This window comes from Belnapia sp., from assembly GCF_059504005.1.
On the sequence record NZ_JCACHU010000010.1, the window covers coordinates 97,150 to 119,935 of the forward strand.

Annotated in this window: 23 protein-coding genes; 12 read left to right on the plus strand and 11 right to left on the minus strand. The window is 71.2% G+C overall.

Features of this window, described 5'->3' with window-relative positions:
- Positions 1 to 135: 135 nt before the first annotated feature.
- On the plus strand, positions 136 to 1,722 hold the full coding sequence (locus AC5JJ1_RS01460; protein WP_495783322.1) for an ABC transporter substrate-binding protein: 1,587 nt from the start codon (positions 136 to 138) through the stop codon (positions 1,720 to 1,722).
- Positions 1,723 to 1,769: 47 nt separating this feature from the next.
- Here the strand turns inward: AC5JJ1_RS01460 and AC5JJ1_RS01465 are convergent, their stop codons facing one another.
- From AC5JJ1_RS01465 to thiS, 4 genes are all read right to left on the minus strand, one after another.
- The gene (locus AC5JJ1_RS01465; RefSeq protein ID WP_043338641.1) at positions 1,770 to 2,234 is read right to left on the minus strand and encodes an Lrp/AsnC family transcriptional regulator; all 465 of its coding nucleotides are present in this window, start codon (positions 2,232 to 2,234) and stop codon (positions 1,770 to 1,772) included.
- A gap of 44 nt (positions 2,235 to 2,278) precedes the next feature.
- The gene (locus tag AC5JJ1_RS01470) at positions 2,279 to 3,409 is read right to left on the minus strand and encodes a type III PLP-dependent enzyme (RefSeq protein ID WP_495783323.1); all 1,131 of its coding nucleotides are present in this window, start codon (positions 3,407 to 3,409) and stop codon (positions 2,279 to 2,281) included.
- A gap of 436 nt (positions 3,410 to 3,845) precedes the next feature.
- Positions 3,846 to 4,652: a thiazole synthase gene (locus tag AC5JJ1_RS01475; RefSeq protein ID WP_495783324.1), complete on the minus strand. Its 807-nt coding sequence runs from the start codon at positions 4,650 to 4,652 to the stop codon at positions 3,846 to 3,848.
- Between the two features lie 3 nt (positions 4,653 to 4,655).
- Positions 4,656 to 4,868: a sulfur carrier protein ThiS gene (thiS, locus tag AC5JJ1_RS01480; protein ID WP_495783325.1), complete on the minus strand. Its 213-nt coding sequence runs from the start codon at positions 4,866 to 4,868 to the stop codon at positions 4,656 to 4,658.
- 120 nt (positions 4,869 to 4,988) lie between these two features.
- On the opposite strand from thiS, the gene aroQ reads away from it, so the two are divergent.
- The 7 genes from aroQ to serA are packed head-to-tail and all read left to right on the plus strand — an operon-like array spanning position 4,989 to position 10,229.
- Positions 4,989 to 5,456: a type II 3-dehydroquinate dehydratase gene (aroQ, locus tag AC5JJ1_RS01485; RefSeq protein ID WP_495783326.1), complete on the plus strand. Its 468-nt coding sequence runs from the start codon at positions 4,989 to 4,991 to the stop codon at positions 5,454 to 5,456.
- 8 nt (positions 5,457 to 5,464) lie between these two features.
- On the plus strand, positions 5,465 to 5,953 hold the full coding sequence (gene accB, locus AC5JJ1_RS01490; RefSeq protein ID WP_495783327.1) for an acetyl-CoA carboxylase biotin carboxyl carrier protein: 489 nt from the start codon (positions 5,465 to 5,467) through the stop codon (positions 5,951 to 5,953).
- A 2-nt stretch (positions 5,954 to 5,955) separates the two neighbouring features.
- Complete coding sequence (gene accC, locus AC5JJ1_RS01495) at positions 5,956 to 7,308, plus strand: acetyl-CoA carboxylase biotin carboxylase subunit (RefSeq protein WP_495783328.1); 1,353 nt, start codon at positions 5,956 to 5,958, stop codon at positions 7,306 to 7,308.
- Between the two features lie 46 nt (positions 7,309 to 7,354).
- Positions 7,355 to 7,504: a hypothetical protein gene (locus tag AC5JJ1_RS01500; protein WP_495783329.1), complete on the plus strand. Its 150-nt coding sequence runs from the start codon at positions 7,355 to 7,357 to the stop codon at positions 7,502 to 7,504.
- On the plus strand, positions 7,501 to 8,175 hold the full coding sequence (gene aat, locus AC5JJ1_RS01505) for a leucyl/phenylalanyl-tRNA--protein transferase (protein WP_495783330.1): 675 nt from the start codon (positions 7,501 to 7,503) through the stop codon (positions 8,173 to 8,175). Before AC5JJ1_RS01500 ends, aat begins: the two co-directional genes overlap by 4 nt.
- On the plus strand, positions 8,168 to 8,941 hold the full coding sequence (locus tag AC5JJ1_RS01510; protein WP_495783331.1) for a hypothetical protein: 774 nt from the start codon (positions 8,168 to 8,170) through the stop codon (positions 8,939 to 8,941). Before aat ends, AC5JJ1_RS01510 begins: the two co-directional genes overlap by 8 nt.
- Positions 8,942 to 8,981: 40 nt before the next feature.
- Positions 8,982 to 10,229 (plus strand): phosphoglycerate dehydrogenase, encoded by a 1,248-nt coding sequence (gene serA / locus AC5JJ1_RS01515; protein ID WP_495783332.1) that lies wholly within the window; start codon positions 8,982 to 8,984, stop codon positions 10,227 to 10,229.
- Between the two features lie 90 nt (positions 10,230 to 10,319).
- On the opposite strand, the gene AC5JJ1_RS01520 is transcribed toward serA, so the two are convergent.
- The 5 genes from AC5JJ1_RS01520 to pdxH form a co-directional block, all read right to left on the minus strand.
- Positions 10,320 to 12,236, minus strand: coding sequence for a TRAP transporter permease (locus tag AC5JJ1_RS01520; RefSeq protein ID WP_495783333.1), 1,917 nt, complete (start codon positions 12,234 to 12,236; stop codon positions 10,320 to 10,322).
- 101 nt (positions 12,237 to 12,337) lie between these two features.
- Positions 12,338 to 13,321, minus strand: coding sequence for a TAXI family TRAP transporter solute-binding subunit (locus tag AC5JJ1_RS01525; protein ID WP_495783334.1), 984 nt, complete (start codon positions 13,319 to 13,321; stop codon positions 12,338 to 12,340).
- Positions 13,322 to 13,538: 217 nt separating this feature from the next.
- The gene (locus AC5JJ1_RS01530) at positions 13,539 to 14,417 is read right to left on the minus strand and encodes a universal stress protein (protein WP_495783335.1); all 879 of its coding nucleotides are present in this window, start codon (positions 14,415 to 14,417) and stop codon (positions 13,539 to 13,541) included.
- Positions 14,418 to 14,451: 34 nt separating this feature from the next.
- Positions 14,452 to 15,918 carry a bifunctional aminoglycoside phosphotransferase/ATP-binding protein gene (locus AC5JJ1_RS01535; protein ID WP_495783336.1) on the minus strand — a complete coding sequence of 489 codons (1,467 nt, stop codon included), beginning with the start codon at positions 15,916 to 15,918 and terminating at the stop codon, positions 14,452 to 14,454.
- A complete protein-coding gene (pdxH, locus tag AC5JJ1_RS01540; RefSeq protein ID WP_495783337.1) occupies positions 15,915 to 16,502 on the minus strand; it encodes a pyridoxamine 5'-phosphate oxidase in 588 nt (195 codons plus the stop codon). Before pdxH ends, AC5JJ1_RS01535 begins: the two co-directional genes overlap by 4 nt.
- Before the next feature lie 112 nt (positions 16,503 to 16,614).
- On the opposite strand from pdxH, the gene fabI reads away from it, so the two are divergent.
- Positions 16,615 to 17,448: an enoyl-ACP reductase FabI gene (gene fabI, locus AC5JJ1_RS01545; protein WP_495783338.1), complete on the plus strand. Its 834-nt coding sequence runs from the start codon at positions 16,615 to 16,617 to the stop codon at positions 17,446 to 17,448.
- 12 nt (positions 17,449 to 17,460) lie between these two features.
- The gene (gene aroC, locus AC5JJ1_RS01550) at positions 17,461 to 18,564 is read left to right on the plus strand and encodes a chorismate synthase (RefSeq protein WP_495783339.1); all 1,104 of its coding nucleotides are present in this window, start codon (positions 17,461 to 17,463) and stop codon (positions 18,562 to 18,564) included.
- Between the two features lie 55 nt (positions 18,565 to 18,619).
- Here aroC and AC5JJ1_RS01555 read toward each other — a convergent pair whose 3' ends face one another.
- The gene (locus tag AC5JJ1_RS01555) at positions 18,620 to 19,915 is read right to left on the minus strand and encodes a M10 family metallopeptidase (protein ID WP_495783340.1); all 1,296 of its coding nucleotides are present in this window, start codon (positions 19,913 to 19,915) and stop codon (positions 18,620 to 18,622) included.
- 142 nt (positions 19,916 to 20,057) lie between these two features.
- On the opposite strand from AC5JJ1_RS01555, the gene AC5JJ1_RS01560 reads away from it, so the two are divergent.
- Both AC5JJ1_RS01560 and AC5JJ1_RS01565 read left to right on the plus strand, forming a co-directional pair.
- Positions 20,058 to 21,311 carry a hypothetical protein gene (locus AC5JJ1_RS01560; RefSeq protein WP_495783341.1) on the plus strand — a complete coding sequence of 418 codons (1,254 nt, stop codon included), beginning with the start codon at positions 20,058 to 20,060 and terminating at the stop codon, positions 21,309 to 21,311.
- Positions 21,312 to 21,428: 117 nt separating this feature from the next.
- Positions 21,429 to 21,569: a peptide chain release factor 1 gene (locus AC5JJ1_RS01565; protein ID WP_495783342.1), complete on the plus strand. Its 141-nt coding sequence runs from the start codon at positions 21,429 to 21,431 to the stop codon at positions 21,567 to 21,569.
- A 3-nt stretch (positions 21,570 to 21,572) separates the two neighbouring features.
- Here AC5JJ1_RS01565 and AC5JJ1_RS01570 read toward each other — a convergent pair whose 3' ends face one another.
- The gene (locus tag AC5JJ1_RS01570; protein WP_495783343.1) at positions 21,573 to 22,775 is read right to left on the minus strand and encodes an acetyl-CoA C-acyltransferase; all 1,203 of its coding nucleotides are present in this window, start codon (positions 22,773 to 22,775) and stop codon (positions 21,573 to 21,575) included.
- Positions 22,776 to 22,786 lie beyond the last annotated feature (11 nt).

Sequence of the window (22,786 nt, forward strand, 5' to 3'; positions counted from 1 at the left end):
ACCCGTCCGACGGGACTGTGGGCATGCGAGGCGTGAGCGGCGCGGCACCCTGCCCTCCCCGGGCGCAAGGCCGGTGCCAGGCGGTTGGCGAAGCCCGCAACCAGCGGTAACCTGCCCGCGATCCGGGAGACATGCATGAAACGCCGCACTGCCACGGGCTATGGCCTCGCCGCCGCCCTGCTCATCGCCGCCCCCGCCGTCGCGCAGACGGCCGAGACCACGCTGAACATCGGCATCGGCGGGGCCGTCACCTCGGTCGACCCGCATTTCTACAATGCCTCGCCGAACAACAGCCTGGCGATGCATATCTTCGACCGCCTGGTGGAGCGGGATGCGCGGGCGCAGCCCTATCCGGGCCTGGCGGAGAGCTGGAGGGTGATCGGCGAGACGGTCTGGGAGTTCAAGCTCCGCCCCGGCGTGAAGTGGCATGACGGGCGCGACTTCACCGCCGAGGACGTCGCCTTCACCATCGGGCGCGCGCCCAACGTCCCCGGCAGCCCGGGCGGCTTCGGCGGCTTCGTCCGCGCCATCGTGCGGGTGGAGGCGGTCGACCCGCTGACCGTCCGCTTCCACACCGCGCGGCCGCACCCGCTGCTGCCGACCGAGCTCGCCTCCGTCGCCGTCATCGCCCGCCATGCGGCGGAGGGCGCCAGCACGGAGGACTTCAACAGCGGCCGCGCGGCGATCGGCACCGGCCCCTACCGCATGGTCGCCTACCGCTCCGGCGACCGCACCGAGCTCGCCCGCAACGAGGCCTATTTCCGCGGGCCGGAGCCCTGGGCGCGGGTCAACTACCGCTTCATCGGCAATGACGGCGCCCGCACGGCGGCGCTACTTGCCGGCGATGTGGACATGATCGACCAGGTGCCCTCGACCGACCTCGTGCGGATGCGGCGGGACCCGAAGGTCACCATCTCCGAGATCCAGGGCCTCCGTCTCATCTACCTGCTGATGGACCACTCGCGGCAGCGCGACGTGCCCTTCACCAGCGACAATGACGGCAAGCCGCTTGCCGCCAACCCGTTCAACGATGTCCGCGTGCGCCGCGCGCTCTCCCTGTCGATCAACCGTCAGGCCCTGGCCGAGCGGGTGATGGAGGGCACTGCTCAGCCGACCGGGCAGTGGCTGCCGGAAGGAACCTTCGGCTACAATCCGGAGGTGCGGCCGCCCGCCTTCGATGCCGACGGCGCCAAGCGGCTGCTGGCCGAGGCGGGCTTCCCGCAGGGCTTCCGCATGACCCTGCACAGCCCGAACGACCGCTACCCGAACGACGCCAAGACGGCGCAGGCGGTGGCGCAGATGTTCACCCGCATCGGTATCCGGACGGAGGTGGAGGCAGTGCCCTGGGCCAGCTTCTCGCAGCGCTCCAACCGGCAGGAATACGCCATCCGCCTCAGCGGCTGGGGCAGCGTCACCGGCGAGGCGAGCTATGCGCTGGTCAATATCCTCGGCACCTATGACCGCGAGCGGCGGACGGGCGCCAGCAACAGCGGCCGCTATTCGAACCCGGAGCTCGATGAGTTGACCGCACGCGCCGCCGCCACGATCGACGACCGGCAGCGCGAGCAGCTGCTCCGCGAGGCGGTGAAGATGGCCATGGACGACGTCGCCATCATCCCGCTCTTCCAGCTCGTGAACAGCTGGGCGCTCAGGAAGGGCCTCACCTACGAAGCCCGCATGGACGAGCGCACCACGGCCATGGCGGTGCGAACCGCCAACTGACGGAAATAGATGAGGGGTCCGGGGAGAATACCTTCTCCCCGGCCTTTCTACTCTTCGGTGGCTGGCGCCACCGGCAGGATGGACGTCTCCTTGACGGTAGCGATGGCGAGCAGCGTCTCCACCCTTTGCACGCCGGACTGGGCGCGCAGCTCGTCATTGAGGAAGGCGTCGAGCGCCGGCAGGTCGGCCAGCCGCACCTTCAGCAGGTAGGTCCAATCGCCGGTGATGGCGTGGCATTCCAGCACCGCCTCCTGCCGCCGCATCGCCTTGCGGAAGGCGGCCTCGTCCCGCCCCGGGGCGACGGTGACGAGGATATGCACCAGCAGCGGGCAGCCCGCCGCGACCGGATCGAGATCCGCCCGCCAGCCGCGTATGACGCCGCGCTCCTCCAGCCGCTTTACCCGTTCGGCGGTGGCGGAGACCGAAAGCCCCGCCACCTTTGCCAGCTCCGCCAGCCCCGCGCTGCCGTCCAGCTGCAGCGCGACCGTGATGTTCCGGTCGATCTCATCCATGACGCAAGACTATGCGCCCGATGCCACCTTGGGAACGGAAAGAATCACACGTAGTGCTCGGCCAGCGGGCGGAAGCCGTTGAAGGCCTGGCTGGCATAGGTGGTCACATAGGCGCCGGTCGCCAGCAGCTCCACCCGGTCGCCGCAATCGAGCGAGAGCGGCAGGCGGTAGTTCGACTTCTCGTACAGCGTGTCTGTGCTGTCGCAGGTCGGGCCGGCGATCGTCACCGGACCATCCGCCTCGCCGTCATGCGGGGTGCGGAAGGCGTACTTGATCGCCTCGCCCTCGGTCTCGGCCAGCCCGCCGAACCGGCCGATATCGAGATAGACCCAGCGCACCGGGTCGTCCTTCGCCTTGCGCGAGACCAGCACCACCTCGGCGCTGACGACGCCGGCATCGCCGACCATGAAGCGGCCCGGCTCGATGACGATCTCCGGCAGGGCATTGCCGAAATGCTCGGTCATGGCGCCCATGATGGCCGCGCCGAAATCGTCGATCTCCGGCACCTCGGAGCGGTAGCGCACCGGGTAGCCGCCGCCGAGATTGACCATGCGCACCTTCACCCCCGCATCGCGCAGGTCGGTGAAGAGCATGGCGACCTTGGCGATCGCCGCCTCATAGGCATCCGTCCGCGTCTGCTGGCTGCCAACATGGAAGGAGAGGCCGAAGGGGTCGAGGCCGAGTTCGCCGGCGAGGAGCATCAGCTCGCGCGCCATCTCCAGCTCGCAGCCGAACTTCTTCGACAGCGGCCATTCGGCGCCGACATTGCCGACCAGGATGCGGCAGTAGACCCGCGCGCCGGGGGCGGAGCGGGCGAGCTTGCGCAGCTCCGCCTCGCTGTCGAAGGCGAACATGCGCACGCCGGCGGCATGGGCGGCGCGGATCGCGCTTTCCTTCTTCACCGTGTTGCCGAAGCTGATCCCCTCGGCGCGCGAGCCGGCGGCGAGGCAGGCCTCGATCTCCTCCCAGCTTGCGGCATCGAAGGAGGAGCCGAGGCCGACCAGGCGCTCCAGCACCGGCGCGGCCGGGTTGGCCTTCACGGCGTAGTAGATGCGGGCGAGCGGCAGGGCGGCCGCGAGGCGCCGGTAGTTCTCCTCAACCCGGTCGACATCGAGGACGAGGCAAGGCGTGGCCGGCGCATGGTCGCGCAGGAAGCGGGAGACCTTGGGGGTCATCGCACTATTCCCTACAGACAGTAGGACCGCCCCGGATCGGGCGGCGGCCCCAGATTGACGAAACGGTCGAACGAACCAGCGACCAAACGGACCGCGCGGCTTGCGCCTCACGGGGTTGCCAGAACGCTTGACGTCGTTGCGTAAACCTTGCGCCGCGGTGACCTTGTCTAGGCTGCGCCGTTGTGGAGGGGCGCCGGGTTCCGTGGGCTTGGGGCCAGAGGCACGTGCGTACTGCGTCTAAGCCGGCATATAGGCCCCACCCCTGGGGGTGGAAAGCGGAAAATGCAGGCCGACCCAGATTATTTTCCCGCGCCCCCGCCGGAGCACCGGAAACTACGCCGGAAGCCCGCTGCGGTTCCCGCTGATCCGCCGGTCGTGACACGGAAGGGCCGGGGAATTTGCCGCAGGCAACTCAGCAACGGTCCTTCGACGGGCGCTAGTTGCGGCCGATAATCCCCTTGGCCAGCGGGCTCGACGGGTCGGCCGCGTGCTGCCGCGGCATCCGTCCGGCCAGGAAGGCCTGCCGCCCCGCCTCCACCGCCGCCTTCATGGCGCGGGCCATCCGCACCGGGTCCTGCGCATGGGCGATGGCGCTGTTCATCAGCACCGCGTCGCAGCCGAGCTCCATGGCGAAGGCCGCGTCGGAGGCGGTGCCGACGCCGGCATCGACCAGCACCGGCACGCGCGCCTGCTCGATGATCGCCCGGATCATCACCGGGTTCTGGATGCCGAGGCCCGAGCCGATCGGCGCGCCGAGCGGCATGATGGCGACGGCGCCCATCTCCTCGAGCCGCCGGGCGGCGACCGGGTCGTCCGCGCAGTAGACCATCACCTGGAAGCCGTCCTTCAGCAGCGCCTCCAGCGCCTCGAAGGTCGCCCGCATGTCGGGGTAGAGGAAGGGCGGCGGCCCCAGCACCTCGAGCTTGACGAGGTTCCACCCCCCTGCCTCGCGGGCGAGGCGCAGGGTGCGGACGGCGTCCTCGGCGGTGAAGCAGCCGGCGGTGTTCGGCAGGTAGGTGTAGCGGCGCGGGTCCACATGGTCCTGCAGCATCGGCGCCTTCGGGTCGCCGAGATTGACCCGGCGCACGGCGACGGTGACGATCTCGGCGCCGGAGGCGTCGATGGCCCGGCCCGTCTCCTCCAGATCCTTGTAGCGCCCGGTGCCGACGATCAGGCGCGAGCGGAAGCGCAGTCCGGCGACCTCCCAGCTGTCGTCCTGGGTCGGCTGTGGCAATCCGTCCATGGTTCAGCCTCCGCCGATGAAATGTACGATCTCCAGCCGGTCGCCGGCGGCAAGTCGCGTCGCGGCATAGGTGGAGCGGGGGACGATCTCGAGGTTGCGCTCGACCGCGACCTTGCGCGTGTCGAGCCCGATCCGCTCCAGCAGCTCGGCGAGGGTGACGGGCGCCGGCTCCTGCCGGGGCTCGCCATTCACGGTGATCTGGATCTCTGCGTCCATGGCCAAGAATGTGGCGAAGCCGGGGGCCGAGGACAAGCCGGGCGCCGCGAGCCCATCCGCTTGCCCCCCGAAACCCCTCCGTGCTAGCGCAACCGCCCCGATCCCCGCCGGATATCCATCATGTCGCCCCCGCTGGTCGTCGTCCTGAATGGCCCGAACCTCAACCTGCTCGGAGTGCGGGAGCCGGACAAGTACGGCAACGCCACCCTCGACGACGTGGAGGCGCTCTGCGCCGAGGTGGCGGAGGGGCTAGGCCTCGCCATCGACTTCCGCCAGACCAATGCCGAGGGCGAGCTGATCACCTGGGTGCAGGAATGCCACGGCCGGGCAGCGGGAATCGTCATCAACCCGGCCGGCTACACCACCACCTCCATCGGGCTGATGGACGCCCTGCTGGCGGTGGGGCTGCCGGTGATCGAGGTCCACATCACCAATATCCACCGCCGGGAGGAGTTCCGGCAGCACAGCTTCGTCTCCAAGGCCGCGACGGGGGTCATCGCCGGGCTCGGCGTCCAGGGCTATGCCCTGGCGCTCGAGGCGATGGCCGGGCTGATCGGCACCGACGACCCGGACGACGACGAAGCCTGAGGACGAGCATGAGCAACGGCATCCAATTCGACCCCGAGGCGATCCGCGCCCTCGCCCAGATCCTGCGCGACACCGACCTGACCGAGATCGAGCTGGTCGAGAAGGACAGCCGCATCCGCGTCGCGCGCGAGCCGGCCGCGGCCGCCCCCCTCGCCGGCTGGCCCACCGGCATGATGCAGGCCCCGGCGCCGATGCCGCCCGCCGCGCCGCCCGCAGCCACCATCGTCAATGCCGAGGCCACCGAGGTGCCGGATGCCAAGCACCCGGGCCTGGTCGCCTCGCCCATGGTCGGCGTCGCCTATCTTTCGCCGGAGCCGGGCCAGCCGAATTTCGTCACCGTCGGCGCCAAGGTGGCGCAGGGCCAGACCCTGCTGCTGATCGAGGCGATGAAGACCTTCAACCAGATCCGCGCGCCCCGCGCCGGCACGGTCACCCGCATCCTCGTCGAGTCCGGCACGCCGGTCGAATATGGCGAGCCGCTGCTGATCGTCGAATAACCATGTTCGGCAAGGTCCTGATCGCCAATCGCGGCGAGATCGCGCTGCGCGTCCACCGCGCCTGCCAGGAGATGGGCATCCGCACCGTCGCCGTGCATTCCACGGCCGACGCCTCCGCGATGCATGTGCGCCTCGCCGATGAGAGCGTCTGCATCGGCCCGCCCGCAGCGCGGGACAGCTACCTGAACGTCGCCGCCATCCTCTCGGCGGCCGCCATCACCGGCGCGGATGCGGTGCATCCCGGCTACGGCTTCCTTTCGGAGAACGCCTCCTTCGCCGAGATGGTGGAGGCGCATGGCCTCGCCTTCATCGGCCCCTCGCCCTCGCATATCCGCATGATGGGCGACAAGATCCAGGCGAAGGACGCGATGCGCCGGCTCGGCGTGCCGCTCGTCCCCGGCAGCCTCGGGGCGCTGGCCTCCATCGAGGAGGCGCGGCAGGTGGCCTCCGAGGTGAAGTACCCCGTCCTCATCAAGGCGGCCGCCGGCGGCGGCGGGCGCGGCATGAAGGTCGCCCATTCCGAGGATGAGCTGGAGGAGGCCTGGCGCGTCGCCCGCACCGAGGCCAAGGCCGCCTTCGGCAATGACGAGGTCTATCTCGAGAAATACCTCGACCGCCCGCGCCATATCGAGCTGCAGGTCCTGGCCGACACCCACGGCAGCGTCGTCCATTTCGGCGAGCGCGATTGCTCGCTGCAGCGCCGCCACCAGAAGCTGGTGGAGGAGGCCGGCTCGCCCGTGCTGAACGCCGCCGAGCGCGATGCGCTGGGCGCGCAGGTAACGCGGGCCTTGCGCGAGCTCGGCTACCGCAATGCCGGCACCCTCGAATTCCTCTGGCAGGACGGCCAGTTCGCCTTCATCGAGATGAACACCCGCCTGCAGGTGGAGCATCCGGTGACGGAGATGGTCTGCGGCATCGACCTGGTGAAGGAGCAGCTCCGTGTCGCCGCCGGCGAGGCGCTGGGCTACGACCAGTCCGAGATCCGCTTCCACGGCCATGCCATCGAGTGCCGGATCACCGCGGAGGATCCGGAGACCTTCGCCCCCTCCCCCGGCCGGGTGCACACCTATCACGCGCCGGGTGGCCTCGGGGTGCGCGTGGATAGTGCGCTCTACTCCGGCTATGCCGTTCCGCCACATTACGACAGCCTGATCGCCAAGCTGGTGGTCCATGGCGCGACCCGGGCGGAGGCCATAGCCCGGCTGAAGCGGTCGCTCGCCGAGATGGTGGTGGACGGCATCAGCACCACCCTGCCGCTGCACCGGGCCATCATGGAGGACCCGGAATTCCAGGCCGGGGACTACACGATCCACTGGCTGGAGCGCTTCGTGGCGCGGCGGCTCGCGCAGGGCTGAAGGGGAAACCGTGGCGGCAGGCCGGCCGGCTGTCTATGCTGCCGCCATGCAGCGCCACAGCATCGCCGAGGCGAAGGAGCGCTCCCGCACCCGACCGGTCGTGCCCTCGCGCTTGGGGCAGCGGCCTCCCCGGCGGCTCGACCGCGGCGGGTCGGGGCCTGAGCCGGTGCCCCGCCGCCTGGCCGCCCCCGCATGAGCCGCCGCCATATCGACATCACGCCGGAGCTGATGCTCCGTGCCTATCGCGCCGGCCTCTTTCCCATGGCGGAGAGCCGCGGCGGCGACCGGCTCTACTGGCTCGACCCGGAGCGGCGCGGCATCATCCCGCTCTATGAGGGCTTCCACCTCCCCAAGCGGCTGATGCGCACCGTCCTCTCGGGCCCCTACGAGGTCACCGCCGACCGCGACTTCCCCGGCATCATCACCGGCTGCGCCGCCGCCGCGCCGGGGCGCGAGGACACCTGGATCAACCCGGAGATCGAGCATCTCTTCCTCGCCCTGCACCGCCAGGGCCATGCCCATTCGATCGAGGTCTGGCAGGAAGGGCGGCTGGTCGGCGGGCTCTATGGCGTCATCCTCGGCGCTGCCTTCTTCGGCGAGAGCATGTTCAGCCGGGCGCGGGATGCCTCCAAGGTGGCGCTGGTGCATCTGGTGGCGCGGCTCCGGCTCGGCGGCTTCACCGTGCTCGACAGCCAGTTCCTGACGGAGCACCTCTCCCAATTCGGCGCCCACGAGATTCCGCGCGCCGACTACAAGCGCCGCCTCGCCCATGCCGTCGCCATGCGCGCCGAGTGGCACGCCAGCTTCGATCCCGGCCTGCTGGAGGCCGAGATCCGCGCCCTCCGCGCCGCTACCCCGCATGAATGACGCGGCGGAGGCCCCGCCCCCGGCCCACCGGGTGCAGGGCGGCAGCGCGACCTCGGATGTGGTGCTCTCCGCCCATGCCGGGGGCAATGCCGCCCTGTTCCCGCGGATCCTGGCCCTGCACGTCCCGCCCGGCGCGGTGATCGCCGATGTCACCTATGGCCAGGGCGTCTTCTGGCAGCAGGTGCCGGAGGGGCTCTACCGGGTGCTGCCCTCCGACCTCGCCACCGGGACGGATTGCCGCGCCCTCCCCCATGCCGATGGCAGCATCGACGCCCTGGTGCTCGACCCGCCCTATATGGAGGGCCTGCTCCGCCCCAAGGCCGGCACGCGGGGCGGGCTCGGCAGCCATGCCGGGCTCCGCACCTACTACGCCGCCGGCGGCGAGGGCGAGGCGCCAGGCGGCGGACGCTGGCACCAGGCGGTGCTCGACCTCTACCTCGCCGCGGCGGCCGAGGCGCGTCGGGTGCTGCGCGACCACGGCATCCTCATCGTGAAGTGCCAGGACGAGGTCAGCGCCAACCGGCAGGAGCTGACCCATGTGCAGATCGTGACCGGGCTCGCCGGGCTCGGCTTCTACGCCCGCGACCTCTTCGTGCTGGTACGCCCCAACCGGCCGGGCGTCGCGCGCCTCCTCCGCCAGGTGCATGCGCGGAAGAACCACAGCTATTTCCTGGTCTTCCAGAAGGTCCCCGCCGGCCAGGCGGTCGCCCGCTACCGCACGCGGGACCTGCCGCCGCGGCGGCCGGGCTTGGCGACGGGCGCGTAAGGGCGCAAGAAGCGCCCCCGCCTTTCGTCCCGGAGCCCGCATGTCCGACCGCCTTTCCCTTCCCAAGGACCGCATCCGCGTCCTCCTGCTGGAAGGCATTTCCGACAGCGCGGTGGAGCTGCTGGCCTCGGCCGGCTACGAGAACGTCACCCGCATCCCGAAGGCGCTCGAGGGCCCGGACCTGGCCGGGGCGCTGCACGGCGTCCACCTCCTCGGCATCCGCTCCCGCACCCAGCTCACGGCCGCGGCGCTGGAGGCGGCGGACCGGCTGATCGCGGTCGGCTGCTTCTGCATCGGCACCAACCAGGTCGACCTGGAGGCGGCGAGGTTCCGTGCCATCCCCGTCTTCAACGCCCCCTTCTCCAACACCCGCTCCGTCGCCGAGCTGGTGATGGGCGAGGTGGTGATGCTGCTGCGCGGCATCCCGGACCGCTCCCGCTCCGCCCACCAGGGCGGCTGGGACAAGTCGGCCGAGGGCAGCTACGAGGTGCGCGGCCGCACCCTCGGCATCGTCGGCTACGGCAATATCGGCAGCCAGCTCTCTGTGCTCGCCGAGGCCTTCGGCATGCGGGTGATCTACTTCGACCACAGCACCAAGCTGCCGCACGGCAATGCCCGCCCCTGCGCCAGCCTCGGCGACCTGCTGGCCGAGGCCGACATCGTCACCTTGCATGTGCCGGAGACGTCGGAGACCGTGGGCATGATCGGCCCGGCGCAGATCGCGCGGATGAAGACCGGCTCCATCCTCATCAACAATGCCCGCGGCTCGCTGGTCGAGCTCGAGGCGGTGGCCGGGGCGCTGCGCGACCGCCACCTGCTCGGCTTTGCTGCGGATGTCTTCCCGCAGGAGCCGGCCCGCAACGGCGAGCGCTTCCAGAGCCCGGTCCAGGGCCTGCCGAACGTGATCCTGACGCCGCATATCGGCGGCAGCACGCAGGAGGCGCAGTCCCGCATCGGCCAGGAGGTGGCGCGGACGCTGATCGACTTCAGCGACACCGGCGCGACCATGGGGGCGGTGAACTTCCCCCAGGTGCAGCTCCCCGCCCGGGCGACCGGCGCGCGTTGGATCCATGTCCACCGCGATGCGCCGGGCATGCTCTCCCGCATCAACGAGGCCTTCGGCCGGCGCGGCCTCAACATCGCCGCGCAGTACTACCAGACCCAGGCCGAGCTGGGTTACGTCGTGGTCGAGAGCGTCGAGGCGCGGGACGAGGCGGAGGCGATCCTCGGCGAGCTCCGCGCGCTGCCGGGCACGGTGCGGGCGCGGCTCATCTACGAGCGGGAGTAGCGCCGCACCTCCCGCGGCGCGGCGGCCTCCGGGCACGCCGGCCCATGGACCCCGCCTGGGCCACGGCCCCGACGCGCAAGTCCCGACGGATCAGGGCCGCACCGGCCGCGGCAGCCGCATCGCCTGCGCGGCGGCGATCAGCCCCGGCAGGCCGAGCGCGACCGCCAGCCGCACCAGGTCCGGCACGCCATGGTAGAAGGCGGCGAAGAGCCCCGCCGCGCCGAGCAACAGCCGCGAGGCCCGGCCCATGGGCGCCAGCAGGAAGCCGGCATAGGCGGCGCAGATCGCGGTCAGCGCCCCGACCTGGATCGCCGTCGCGGTGAGGATGTCGGCGAGCGACCCGCGCAGCATGATCCCCGGGTCGTAGAGAAAGGCGAAGCCCACGGTGAAGCCGGCGATGCCGAGCCGCGTCGCATGGTTGCTCGAGACGAGCGGGGAGGCCTTGGCGATGGCCGCCGCCGCGAAGGCGGCCGCCGCCACGGGCGGCGAGGCATCCGCCAGCACCGCGAAGTAGAAGACGAAGAGATGCGCCGGCAGCAGCAGGTCCCCCGGCGGGACGCCGAGCGCCTTGCTGCCGAGCTCGAGGATCTGCGGCACGCCGATGGCGGCGGCGATGATGTAGCTCGGCGTGGTCGGGATCCCCATGCCGAGGACGAGGACGGTGAGCGCCAGCAGGATCAGCAGCAGGGCGAAATTCCCCGCCGCCAGATCCTTGATGATGCCGCCCAGCGCGACGACCAGCCCCGTCGCCGTCAGCGCCGAGACGACGATGCCGGCGCCGGCGATGGAGACGGCGAGCGGCGCCATGGTGAGCCCGGCATTGGTCAGGCTCTCCAGCACCTGCCGCCAGCCCATGCGGGTCCGCCGGCGGAGCGCGGCGACGCCCACCATGGCTAGCGTCGCCACGAAGGCGGCGTAGTTGCCGCTCCAGCGGTCCATCATCAGCCAGACCAGCATGGCGATCGGGATGACGAGATGGGCATCCTGCGCTACCTCGCGCCAGGCGGGGATGTCGCGCAGCGGCATCGGCGCCATGCCGGCCTTCTTCGCCTCGAAATGCACCGCGGCCAGGATGGCGAAGTAGTAGAGCGCCGCGCCGATGGCGGCCGCGACGACGATCTCGCCATAGGCGATGCCGGTGATCTCGGCGAGGACGAAGGCCGCCGCCCCCATCACCGGCGGCATCAGCGCCCCGCCGACCGAGGCCGCGCTCTCGATGCCGGCGGCGACGGCCGGCCTGTAGCCGATGCGGATCATCAGCGGGATGGTCATCGCCCCGGTGGTGATGACGTTGGAGACGCTGCTGCCGCTCATCGTCCCGAACAGGCCGGAGGTGATGACGGCGACCTTGGCCGGCCCGCCGGTGTAGCGCCCCGCCGCCGCCGCGCCGAGATTGGTGAAGAGCCGCCCCGTCCCGCTGCCCTGCATGAAGGAGCCGAAGACGATGAAGACGGCGATGGTCGTCGCCACGATCCCCGTCAGCGGCCCGTAGACCCCGCCCGCCGTCGGCACCAGCCAGGACGCCTCGAGGATCTCGGCGAGGGTGAAGGGCCGGCTGTTCAGCAGGCCGGGGATATGGTGGCCGAAGGCCATGTAGGCGACCGAGGCCACGATCATCCAGGCAAGCCCGACCTCCACCGCCCGCCGCGTCGCCTCCAGCAGCGTGACGATGGCGAGGACGGACAGCACCATCAGCTGCGGCCCGAAGGGATCGACATACTCCATCCGGTCCGAGACTTCGGCCCAATGCCACATGACCCAGCCATGCGGCACCGCGGCCGCGGCCGCCCAGAGCCAGTCGAGGAGGCTCGGCCGGCGCGCGGGCGAGCGGCCCGGCCGTGCCGGGTAGAGGAGGAAGAGCGGCGGGACGAAGACCAGCAGGTGGAAGGCGCGCAGCGTGATCGGCTCGGGAAAGCCGAAGCCGCCGAAATAGAGGTGGATGGCCGAGGCGCCGGCCAGCCAGAGGGTGACGATCAGCTTCAGGGGGCCGGCCAGGTCGCGCATCATGACCCTTCTTCATGCAAGGATCCTGCCGTCCCCGCCGGCCGGAGCGTGGTCGCCGCGGGCCGGGACGGCCGAAGGCGCGGACCGCCCGGCACGACGCCGGCCTAGGCCAGGACGCCGGCCTCCTTGAAAGCCTTGACGGCGCCCGGATGCAGCGGCAGGCCGCGGTACTTGGCCGAGGCGGCCGGGTCCCACGCGCCCATGCTGGCATGGATGGAGATCAGGCGCGGCCCCTTGTTGCGGATCAGCGTGCGGGTGACCTTGTAGCCCACCTCCTCCGCCACGCTCTCATGCAGCATGAGCACGCTGTCCATCATGGTGACCGGCACGTCGCCCGACTGCAGCGAGGGATAGGTCGCGGCCGGGAGGATCCCTTCCGCATAGGCATACTGCTCGATCAGGTGGCGGCGGATATCGGGCGGGAATTCCACCAGCCTGGCAGGCCGGCGCCCCTGCGCGATCTCGCTGACGATGGCGGCCGGCTTGGCCAGCGCGACGAAAAGGTAGTCGACCTGCCCGTCGGAATAGGCGGAGCCGATATCGGCATAGCTGCCGTTCAGGTAGCGCCCGCCCTCGGAACGGATCTTCTCGGGGCTGGTCCCGAGGAATTTCAGGATGCGCTGCAGCGTCATCTCGTCGGTGGAGGAGCGCTGCGGGCAGGCGATGCGCAGGCCCTTCTGCGTCAGGATCGCGCGCATGTCCTCGGGCCCGGCATCGGTGCGGCGGAGGAAGTGGAATTCGGTCGGCGAGTAGCCGGTGCCGAGGCAGCGCAGCGCCTCGTGCTTCTCCGAGTAGGGCTCCTCGCCGGCGCGGGCGGCGGCGGCGAAGGTGTCGATGCCCCAGCCCATGGGCGACTGGTTGCGGTTGACGCGGGTGGCGTTCGCCAGGCCACCGCCGGGGACGACGCGGATCTGGAGGTCCGGATTTTCGTCCTTGATGAGGGCGGAGAGGCCGGCGGCCATGGTGTACCAGCCGCCGCCGAGCGAGCCGGCGACCCATTCCAGCGTCTGCTGGGCCTGCGCCGTGCGGATGAAGGGCAGGGCCAGGGCACCGCCCGCCAGGGCGCGCCGTGTCCAGATCAGGCTCATCGTCATTCTCCCAGCCGAAACCGGGGCGGGATCATGCGGCCGCCGGGCCGCCGCCGCAACGGGCCCCGGACCCCGATCCTCGATCGGCGGATCGAGGCCCGGCATGCTCCCCGTCGCGCGATTCACGCCTCCGGGCGATGCCGCCCTTCGGCGATCGCGCTTCGGTCCTGGTCGCGCGCTTCACGCCTCCGGGCGATGCGCCCTTCGGCGATTGCGCTCAGCGGCACATCAGGACCGGCATGTCGCTGTTCTCCAGCACATGCCGGGTGACGCCGCCGAGGATGAGCTGGCGCAGCCGGGAATGGCTGTAGGCCCCCATGCAGAGCAGGTCCGCGTCGAAGTCCCGCGCCGCGCCGAGCAGCCCGGCGCCGACATCCTTGGTCATCGGCTTGAACAGCACCGGCTCCGCCTCGACCTCGTGCCAGCGGAGATAGCTGCGGATGCCCTCCACCTTCGGCCCACGCCGCTGGTACTCGTCGGCATAGAGCAGGCGGACGGCCTCCGCCCGGTGCAGCCAGGGCAGCGCCGCGGCGATGGCGGCGGCGCTCTCGGCCGAGCCGTTCCAGGCGCAGCAGACGCGGGTGCCGATGGTGCGCGGCACCTGGCGCGGCGCGATCAGCACCGGCCGGCCCGAGTCGAACAGCACCGCATGCAGCGCGTCGGAGGAGGAGACGTCCTCATCCGCCTCCGGATGCGGCACCACCGCCATGTCGTAGAGGCGGGATTGCTGGGCGACCACATCCTCCTCCCGCCCGGCGATGCTCTCGAAGGAGAGGGTCGGCCCGTCGGTCTTGAGCGCGGTCTCGGCGCTGTCGGCGATGGCGACGCCGCCCGAGGTTCCGGCGAACCGGTCGAAGAGCGCGCGGACGCGGCCGGCGCGGTCGCCGCTCTCGCGCTCGGTCGCCGCCATCATCTCCTCGATCATGGCCCCCGACAGGCCCTCGCCGGCCAGCGGCGCCACGTCCCGGGCATCGACCCGGACATGCAGGCAGTGGACATGCGCGTTCCAGATGCGCGCCACCATCAGCGCGGTGGCGAGCGCAGCCTCCCCGGCGGCGGTGCCGGTGAGGGGCAACAGCAGACGACGATAGGCCATGGCGCGTCTCCCAAACGGCGCGGAAGCCCGATTCCTAGCACGGATCGGCACCGTTGCAGCCCAAGGCTTCGCGCGCGGCCGGCAGCGGGTCGCGTGACGCATCCAGCGCCTGCCATGTCACCGGGCCCGCATCCCGCGCCGCCGCGGCCGCCAGCACCGCTGCATCGGCATCCGAGGCATCGCCGGTGCGGGCGGCGATCCGTGCCTCCAGCACGGCGCGCGGGGCGGTGAGCCAGAGCCCAACGAAGCGCACGCCCGCCGCCCGTGCCGCCGCCTCGATGGCCGCCCGCTCCCCCGGGCGAAGGAAGACGGCATCGGCGATCACCGCATGCCCGGCCCTGAGCGCCGTCTCCGCGCTCGCCGCAAGCGCGGCGAAGACCGCGGCGCTCGCCTCCGGCGTATAGGCTTCGGGCGGCAGGCGCTGCTCCGGCGGGACACCGGCCAGGCGCTTGCGGATCTCGTCGGAGCGCAGCACCAGCGCGCCCGGCGCCGGGCCGATCCCCGGCGCGAGGGAGCGGGCGAGCCGCGTCTTCCCCGTCCCCATCAGGCCGCCGATCGCCACCAGCCGTGGCGGCGCCGGGCGCAGCAGCGCCTCCGCCCGGTCCAGGTAGGAAAGGCCGCAGGCGCCGCGCCGCGCCTCCGCATGCGCCCGGATCAGCGCCCGGAGCGAAAGCCAGAGCGGCAGCGCCCCGACCAGCCCCGCATCGCCGGAGCGTGCGACATAGCGGTTCAGCACCCGGTTGGCGCCGGGGCGGCCGAGCCGGTGCTCGCAATCCATCAGCAGGAAGGCGAAGTCGTAGCCGGTATCGACCGTCGCCAGCGCCTCGTCGAATTCGAGGGCGTCGAAGGGCGTCACCCGCCCCTGCCAGAGGCAGAGATTGCCGAGATGCAGGTCGCCATGGCAGCGCCGCACCCGCCCCTCCGCCGCCCGCGCGGCGAGCAGGGGCCCAAGCCGCGCCAGCCAGCCGAGCGCCGCCTCCAGCCAGGCCGCGACCCGCCGGTCCGGCAGCCCGGCCCCGAGCGCCGCCCGCCCGTTGCCCTCGATCACCGCGCGGAAGCCGGGCGCGGCCTCGGCCGGCAGCGCGGCATGCATGGCGAAGACGGCATCCGCCAGCGCATCCAGCCTCGCCGCGTCGAGCCCTTCGGCCACCTGCGCCTCGAGGAAGTCGCCCGGCGGCAGCGGCGCCATGCGCAACACCCACTCCAGTGGCTCGCCCGCGCCGCCGAGCCGGAGCGCGCCGTCGGCCCCGCGGGTGACCGGCACCACCTCCCGGTAGAGCGCCGGCGCGAAGGGCGCGTTCAGCGCGAGTTCCCGCCGCAGCAACCTCTCCCGCTCGGCGAGGCGGGTGAAGTCGAGGAAGCCGAGCGCCACCGCCTTCTTCAGCTTCCAGGCATCCTCCCGCCCGACATAGACCGCGGAGATATGCGTCTCGACCGGCGCCGCGCCGGCGAGGCGCGCGAGCAGCGCCCCCGCCTCGGCCTGCGCGGCGGGCAGGCTCACGGATAGAGCGCCTCCACCCGCCAACCCTCGCCCTCACGGTGGAAGACCTGCCGGTCATGCAGGCGGAAGGGCATGTCGCGCCAGAACTCGATCCGCCGCGGCAGTACGCGGAAGCCGGACCAGAAGGGCGGGCGGGGAATCTCGCCGATGCCGAATTTCAGCGTGTACTCGGCCACCGCCTTCTCGAGCGCCCAGCGCCCCTCGAGCGGCCGCGACTGCCGGCTGGCCCAGGCGCCGATCCGGCTGCCCCGGGCGCGGGAGGCGTAATAGGCATCCGCCTCCTCCGCCGCGACCGGCTCGACCGGCCCCTCGACGCGCACGCTCCGCTGCAGCGTCTTCCAGTGGAAGCAGAGCGCCGCCTCCGGGTTCGACGCCAGCTCTCCGCCCTTCCGGCTTTCGAGGTTGGTGTAGAAGACGAAGCCCCGCGGATCGAGGCCCTTCAGCAGCACCATCCGCGCCGAGGGGCGGCCATCCGACGTGGTGGTCGCCAGGCAGACGGCGTTCGGGTCGTTCGGCTCGGATTTGGCCGCTTCCGCCATCCACTCCTCGAAACGGGCAAAGGGGTCGGCGGCGCTGCTGTCCATGACGGAAATCCCGGGTAACGAGGGGTGCGGGCGCTAAGGCTTGCCCGCTGGCCAGGGGTGTGCCACCACCCCAGGGCTACCACAACACTGCCAGAGCCGGTCCCTACGCACCATGTCCGACGCGCCCCTCGCAGACGCTCCCACCGGCACGCTCATGGCAGGCAAGCGCGGCCTCGTCATGGGGGTCGCCAATGACCGCTCGATCGCCTGGGGCATCGCCCGCGCCGTCGCCGCCCAGGGGGCGGAGGTCGCCTTCACCTATCAGGGCGAGGCGCTGGAGCGCCGCGTCCGCCCGCTGGCCGAGAGCGTCGGCAGCAGGTTGGTCCTGCCCTGCGACGTGACCGACGACGCCAGCGTTGACGCCGCCTTCGCCACCGTCAAGGAGGCCTGGGGCGGGCTCGACTTCCTGGTCCACGCCATCGGCTTCGCCAACAAGGACTATCTCCGCGGCCGCTACCTCGACACGCCGCGCGACGCCTTCCTCCAGGCGCTCGACATCTCCACCTATTCCTTCGTCTCGGTGAGCCAGCGCGCGGTGCCGCTGATGAAGCCGGGCGGCGCACTGCTGACGATGAGCTATCTCGGCGCCGAGCGCGTCACGCCGCATTACAACGTCATGGGCGTCGCCAAGGCGGCGCTCGAGGCGAGCGTCCGCTACCTCGCGGCCGATTTGGGTGGCATTGGCATCCGGGTGAACGCCATCTCCGCCGGGCCGATCAGGACGCTGGCGGCGAGCGGCATCGGCGACTTCCGCTACATCCTGAAGTGGAACCAGTACAACGCGCCGCTCAAGCGCAACGTCACCATCGAGGAGGTCGGCGGCGCCGGGCTCTATCTGCTGAGCGACCTCGCCGCCGGCGTCACCGGCGAGGTGCATCATGTGGACAGCGGCTTCCACATCGTCGGCATGAAGGCGGTGGATGCGCCGGACATCAGCACGGTCTGACCGCCGCGCCCGATGTCCCACAACAGCTTCGGCCACCTCTTCCGCGTCACCACCTGGGGCGAGAGCCATGGCCCGGCCATCGGCTGCGTCGTCGATGGCTGCCCGCCGCGCCTCGCCCTGACGGAAGCCGATATCCAGCCCTTCCTCGACCGCCGCCGCCCCGGCGCCTCCCGCTTCGTGACGCAGCGGCAGGAGCCGGACCAGGTCCGCATCCTCTCCGGCACCTTCGAGGGAATGACGACGGGCACCCCCATCGCCCTGCTGATCGAGAACCAGGACCAGCGCAGCAAGGACTACGGGGAGATCAAGGACCGCTTCCGCCCCGGCCATGCCGACATCGCCTATGAGCTGAAATACGGCATCCGCGACTACCGCGGCGGCGGACGGTCCTCCGCGCGGGAGACGGCGATGCGCGTCGCCGCCGGCGCCGTCGCCCGCCGGGTGCTGGAGGGCGTCACCATCCGCGGCGCCCTCGTCCAGATGGGCGACGACCGCATCGACCGCGCCGCCTGGGACTGGGCGGCGATCGAGGAGAACGAGTTTTGGTGCCCCGACCGTGACGCCGCCCCTCGCTGGGAGCAGCGGCTGCTGGAGGCGCGGAAATCCGGCTCCTCCCTCGGCGCCGTCATCGAGGTGGTGGCGGAGGGCGTGCCCCCCGGCCTCGGCGCGCCGGTCTACGGCAAGCTCGACGCCGATATCGCCGCGGCGCTGATGGGCATCAATGCGGTGAAGGGCGTCGAGATCGGCGAGGGCTTCGCCGCCGCCGCCCTCACCGGCGAGGCCAATGCCGACGAGATGCGCATGGGGCCCGATGGCCGCGTGCTCTTCGGCGACAACCATGCCGGCGGCGTGCTCGGCGGCATCTCCACCGGCCAGCCGATCGTGGCGCGCTTCGCGGTGAAGCCGACCTCCTCCATCCTCACCCCCCGCCGCTCGGTGGACCGCTTCGGCCAGGAGGTGGAGGTCACGACCAAGGGCCGCCACGACCCCTGCGTCGGCATCCGCGCCGTGCCGGTCGGGGAGGCGATGCTGGCCCTGGTGCTGGCCGACCACCTCCTGCGCCACCGCGCCCAGAACCCGGACGCGCCGACCGAGGCTCGCCTGCCCCGCAACTAGGGCGGCTTCCTGCATCGGCTCGCGGCGGTCGCTCTGGCTCCCCGGTGATCGTGGTCTAGGCGAAGACGAAGTCGCCCGCCGTCAGCGACGACCTGGCGATGCCCGCCAGGGTGATGCCGTCATCGCCATTGAGGCCGACGACCGCGCCGCCAGCCTGGTCGCGGACCTGGTCCATGATGTTGGCGGTGCCGAGCCCGGCGAAGCCCACCAGGCGGATTTGGTCGATGCCGGGAGCGAAGTCGCCGATGAGGTCGGCGCCCGCGCCATCGGCCAGGAGGAAGCTGTCCGCGCCCGTCCCGCCGAACAGCACGTCGCCGCCGCCGCCGCCATCCAGCGTATCCGCCCCGTCCCCGCCAATCAGGCAGTTCGCGCTGGCATTCCCTGTGATGGCATCATTCCCCGCCCCGCCCGTGGCATTCTCGATCACCGCGCCGAAGGCGATGGCCAGGTTGCCGTGCCCGTCATAGGTCGGGGTCGGCGCCTCCGTGGCGAAGGCCGGGATCTCCAGCCGCTTCTCGGTCACGGTATCGCGCATGGCGATGCTGGAGAAATGCCCCTCGCGCAGGTCGATGACGGAGTCCAGCACCTGGTTGGAGGTGTCGAGGGTATCGGTCCCGCCGGCATCCCAGATGGTCTGGAAGAAGCGGGCATTGGGTGCCCAGGAATAGCTGTCGTCGCCCGCCGCCTGGGTCATGTTGGCGCCGTAGAGCGCCTGCACGGCGGCAATGTCCTCGAGCATCGGCCCGCTCGGATAGAGCGGCATCCGCACCCAGGTGTAGTCCTCCGCGGTGCCGGTGACGCTGACCACCGAGGCGTTGCCCGGCGCAGCGTAGTTCATGATCGAATGGCTGAGATCCTGCTCCGCGCCCGGCAGGGTCAGGCTGCCCTCGAAGGGATGCTTCAGCCCGAGCGCATGGCCCAGCTCGTGGGTCAGCGTCGCAAGCCCGTACTGGCCCGGCGCCACCTGCGCATTCTCCGGATAGCGCCCGAGATAGACATCGCCGCCCAGCTCGGCCGGCTGCCCGCCCACGAAATAAGGGTAGTAGGAGTAGCCGCCATACCCCATCTCTTGGCTGCCGATGCGGATGTCGCCGCCCTGGCCGGCATCGGGTACCTCGATGAAGGCCAGGTTAGCGACCGCCGCCCAGGACCCGAGTGCCGCCCGCGCCGCCGCCTGCATCGAGGCGTCGAGCGGCGTGAAACCGGGGTGGTTCGTCGGCGCTTCATAAGCGGGAACGGCCTGCATGAAGCTGTAGGTCACCGTGGCCGGCGTGCCGGGCGCATCGGGGTAGTTCCAGCGTGCCGTCGGGAGGCCGTCCAAATAGGCGAGAAGCGGGTCGAATTCGGCCATGAAGTTCCTGCTGCAAACGGAAACGCGAGCAGAGCCAGAAGCGCAGTCCACCCGGACAGGGTTTCAGGACCCGGCGCAAGCCTCTTGACGAATTCCTTGTGGAGGCGCTTAGCACCCGCAACGAGAAGGATGAGACGAAGCCATGACCTTCGCCGATCCGCAGCCGGCGCAGCTGACGAGGGGGAGCAGCTTTCCCGCCTCGCCCAGCCTGACCGGCGCCAACCCTGGCCTCGATGCCTTCGTCGCGCTCTGCGGCGAGGCGACCTGGGCCGCCCGGCTCGCCGATATCGGCAATCGCGCCCAGGCGAACTCCCTCACCGGCCGCGCTGCCCAGCAACGCCACGCGCTGGAACTGGCCCTCGCCCGCATCTCCGGCCGCCGCGCCCTGACCCGTGCCACCAGCACCGAACGGCTGGTTCGCGCCTTCGCCGAGGAAGCCGTTAGCCTTGCCGACAGCCTGCCTGAGGACCGACGGGCCCGCATGCGCGACGAGATCATGGCCGGCCTCACCGGCGAGGCGACGCTCATCCCCCTGTTCCACCTGCTGCGCACCGCCGCCCTGCTGCGCGAGAGCGGCTTCTCCGTCCGCTTCACCGGCCTTGCCGAGGGCACGCCACACGACCTGATGGCGGAACGGGAGGGCGCCAGCGCGGAAGTGATCTGCGAGACGGTCTCAGCCGAGGAGGGCCGTCCGGTCCATCGCTGCGACTGGTATGCCCTGATCGACCGTCTCAATCCTGAGCTTCAGTGCTGGCTCGCCCGCCATCCCGGCCGCTACCTGCTGAAGATGACCCTGCCCGAAGGCATCTCCGGCCCCGAGCAGCTGGCCGGCCTGCGGGAGCGAATCATCGGCATGCTCGCCGCCGGCAGGCGGCAGGAGGCCGGCAGCGAGGCCGTACTGAAGCTCGATCCCCTGGTCCTCGGCGGGCCGCGGCAGGGCGTGGCCGGCCTCTCCGCTCGGCTGCGCGCGCAGTTCGGACCGGAGGCGCATCTCGCCATCACCACCGATGCGGCGACCGGCAGCGTCTTCGTCCTCGCCGCCCGGGCCGGGCGGGAGAACGAGATCGCCGGCGCCGTCGCCCGCCGCCTCGGCCTGATGGCGGAGGCACGCCTCTCCGGCCGCAGGCCCGGCATCGCCGCCGTCTTCCTCGAGGATGTGGACCGCACCGAATGGCGCGGCCTGCGTGAGCAGCTGGAGCTGGAGGGCGCCGTGCGCCGCTTCCTGACGACGCCGCCGGCGCGCCGCGTGGTCGCCGTCACCTGCGCCTCGCGCTTCGAGATGTTCGGCGCCGCCCCGCCGGATGCCGCGGCCGAGCCGGCGCTCCGCTTCCGCAACCCCTCCCATCCCGCGGCCAAGATCCAGGCCCTGGCGCCGGCCATCCTCTCCTCGATGTAGCGGCTTGTTGATCGGGGAGCGGAAGGAAACCGTCTTCAATCTGCCACGTTTCCAAGCGGCATTGATCGACGCTGCCACAGCCGGCGAGGCCGGCACGGCAGAGGGGAATGGAGCCGCATGACCGACCTCGACTTCCAGGCGAAGCTCGACGAGCTGGACCAGCTGTTGAACGACCCGGATGTGCGGATGGACCCGCACCGCGTCTGGACCCTGCTCGCCGAGATCAGCGCTGCGGAGGCCCAGATCGCGGCCGAGTAAGGCTCAGGCCACCTCGAACAACCCGGCGGCGCCCTGCCCGCCGCCGATGCACATGGTGACCACGACATAGCGGCCGCCACGCCGCTTCGCCTCGATCAGCCCATGCCCGGCCATGCGGGCGCCGCTCATCCCATAGGGATGGCCGACCGCGATCGCCCCGCCATCGACATTGAGCCGCTCATCCGGAATGCCGAGCCGGTCCCGGCAATAAAGCACCTGGCAGGCGAAGGCCTCGTTCAGCTCCCAGAGGTCGATATCCTCGACCTTGAGCCCATGCTGGGCGAGCAGCTTCGGCACGGCGAAGACCGGGCCGATGCCCATCTCCGCCGGGTCGCAGCCGGCGACCGCCATGCCGCGGTAGATGCCGAGCGGCGTAAGCCCCCGCCGCGAGGCCTCCCGCTCCTCCATCAGCACCGCCGCCGAGGCGCCATCCGAGAGCTGGCTGGCGTTGCCGGCGGTGATGAAGCGCCCCTGCTTCACCTGCTGCCCGTCGGCCAGCACCGGCTTCAGCCCGTTGAGGCCGGCGAGCGTGGTGTCCGCCCGGTTGCCCTCGTCCTTCGTCAGCGTCACCGGCTTGTGGCTGATCTCGCCCGTCTCCTTGTTGGCGACGGCCATGACGCTCGGCAGCGGCACGATCTCGGCGTCGAAGCGGCCCGCCGCCTGGGCCTCGGCGGTGCGCTGCTGGGAGCGCAGCGCATACTCGTCCTGCGCCTCGCGCGAGACCCCGTAGCGCTCGGCGACGATCTCCGCCGTCTCCAGCATGGACATGTAGAGCTGCGGCACATGCTCGGTGAGCCAGGGGTCGCGCGTGCGGTAGCGGTTCATCTTGTCGTTCTGCACGAGCGAGATGGATTCCAGCCCGCCGCCGACCGCGACCTGCATCCCGTCCGCCACGATCTGCTTCGCGGCTGTGGCGATGGCCATGAGGCCGGAGGAGCATTGCCGGTCCACCGTCATCCCCGGCACGGTCTGCGGCAGGCCCGCGCGGAGGGCGCATTGCCGCGCCAGGTTGCTGCCCTGGCTGCCCTGCTGGAGGGCGGCGCCCAGGACCACATCCTCGACCTCGGCCGGGTCGATCCCGGCCCGCCTCACCGCCTCGGCGATGGCATGGCCGCCCAGCGCCTGGGCCTGGGTGTCGTTGAAGGCGCCGCGATAGGCCCGGCCGATGGGCGTGCGGGCGGTGGAGACGAGGACGGCGGTGCGCATTCTTGGTTTCC

What these genes read in the sequence shown, in the direction of transcription:
- aat (WP_495783330.1), top strand. Translation starts at nt 7,501, where the DNA reads ATGAGCCGCCGCCATATCGACATCACGCCGGAGCTGATGCTCCGTGCC.
- AC5JJ1_RS01565 (WP_495783342.1), top strand. Translation starts at nt 21,429, where the DNA reads ATGACCGACCTCGACTTCCAGGCGAAGCTCGACGAGCTGGACCAGCTG.
- AC5JJ1_RS01530 (WP_495783335.1), bottom strand. Translation starts at nt 14,417, where the DNA reads ATGGCCTATCGTCGTCTGCTGTTGCCCCTCACCGGCACCGCCGCCGGG.
- aroC (WP_495783339.1), top strand. Translation starts at nt 17,461, where the DNA reads ATGTCCCACAACAGCTTCGGCCACCTCTTCCGCGTCACCACCTGGGGC.
- pdxH (WP_495783337.1), bottom strand. Translation starts at nt 16,502, where the DNA reads ATGGACAGCAGCGCCGCCGACCCCTTTGCCCGTTTCGAGGAGTGGATG.
- AC5JJ1_RS01555 (WP_495783340.1), bottom strand. Translation starts at nt 19,915, where the DNA reads ATGGCCGAATTCGACCCGCTTCTCGCCTATTTGGACGGCCTCCCGACG.
- AC5JJ1_RS01465 (WP_043338641.1), bottom strand. Translation starts at nt 2,234, where the DNA reads ATGGATGAGATCGACCGGAACATCACGGTCGCGCTGCAGCTGGACGGC.
- AC5JJ1_RS01470 (WP_495783323.1), bottom strand. Translation starts at nt 3,409, where the DNA reads ATGACCCCCAAGGTCTCCCGCTTCCTGCGCGACCATGCGCCGGCCACG.
- AC5JJ1_RS01570 (WP_495783343.1), bottom strand. Translation starts at nt 22,775, where the DNA reads ATGCGCACCGCCGTCCTCGTCTCCACCGCCCGCACGCCCATCGGCCGG.
- accC (WP_495783328.1), top strand. Translation starts at nt 5,956, where the DNA reads ATGTTCGGCAAGGTCCTGATCGCCAATCGCGGCGAGATCGCGCTGCGC.
- serA (WP_495783332.1), top strand. Translation starts at nt 8,982, where the DNA reads ATGTCCGACCGCCTTTCCCTTCCCAAGGACCGCATCCGCGTCCTCCTG.
- AC5JJ1_RS01520 (WP_495783333.1), bottom strand. Translation starts at nt 12,236, where the DNA reads ATGATGCGCGACCTGGCCGGCCCCCTGAAGCTGATCGTCACCCTCTGG.
- accB (WP_495783327.1), top strand. Translation starts at nt 5,465, where the DNA reads ATGAGCAACGGCATCCAATTCGACCCCGAGGCGATCCGCGCCCTCGCC.
- AC5JJ1_RS01510 (WP_495783331.1), top strand. Translation starts at nt 8,168, where the DNA reads ATGAATGACGCGGCGGAGGCCCCGCCCCCGGCCCACCGGGTGCAGGGC.
- AC5JJ1_RS01475 (WP_495783324.1), bottom strand. Translation starts at nt 4,652, where the DNA reads ATGGACGGATTGCCACAGCCGACCCAGGACGACAGCTGGGAGGTCGCC.
- aroQ (WP_495783326.1), top strand. Translation starts at nt 4,989, where the DNA reads ATGTCGCCCCCGCTGGTCGTCGTCCTGAATGGCCCGAACCTCAACCTG.
- thiS (WP_495783325.1), bottom strand. Translation starts at nt 4,868, where the DNA reads ATGGACGCAGAGATCCAGATCACCGTGAATGGCGAGCCCCGGCAGGAG.
- AC5JJ1_RS01525 (WP_495783334.1), bottom strand. Translation starts at nt 13,321, where the DNA reads ATGAGCCTGATCTGGACACGGCGCGCCCTGGCGGGCGGTGCCCTGGCC.
- AC5JJ1_RS01560 (WP_495783341.1), top strand. Translation starts at nt 20,058, where the DNA reads ATGACCTTCGCCGATCCGCAGCCGGCGCAGCTGACGAGGGGGAGCAGC.
- AC5JJ1_RS01500 (WP_495783329.1), top strand. Translation starts at nt 7,355, where the DNA reads ATGCAGCGCCACAGCATCGCCGAGGCGAAGGAGCGCTCCCGCACCCGA.
- fabI (WP_495783338.1), top strand. Translation starts at nt 16,615, where the DNA reads ATGTCCGACGCGCCCCTCGCAGACGCTCCCACCGGCACGCTCATGGCA.
- AC5JJ1_RS01460 (WP_495783322.1), top strand. Translation starts at nt 136, where the DNA reads ATGAAACGCCGCACTGCCACGGGCTATGGCCTCGCCGCCGCCCTGCTC.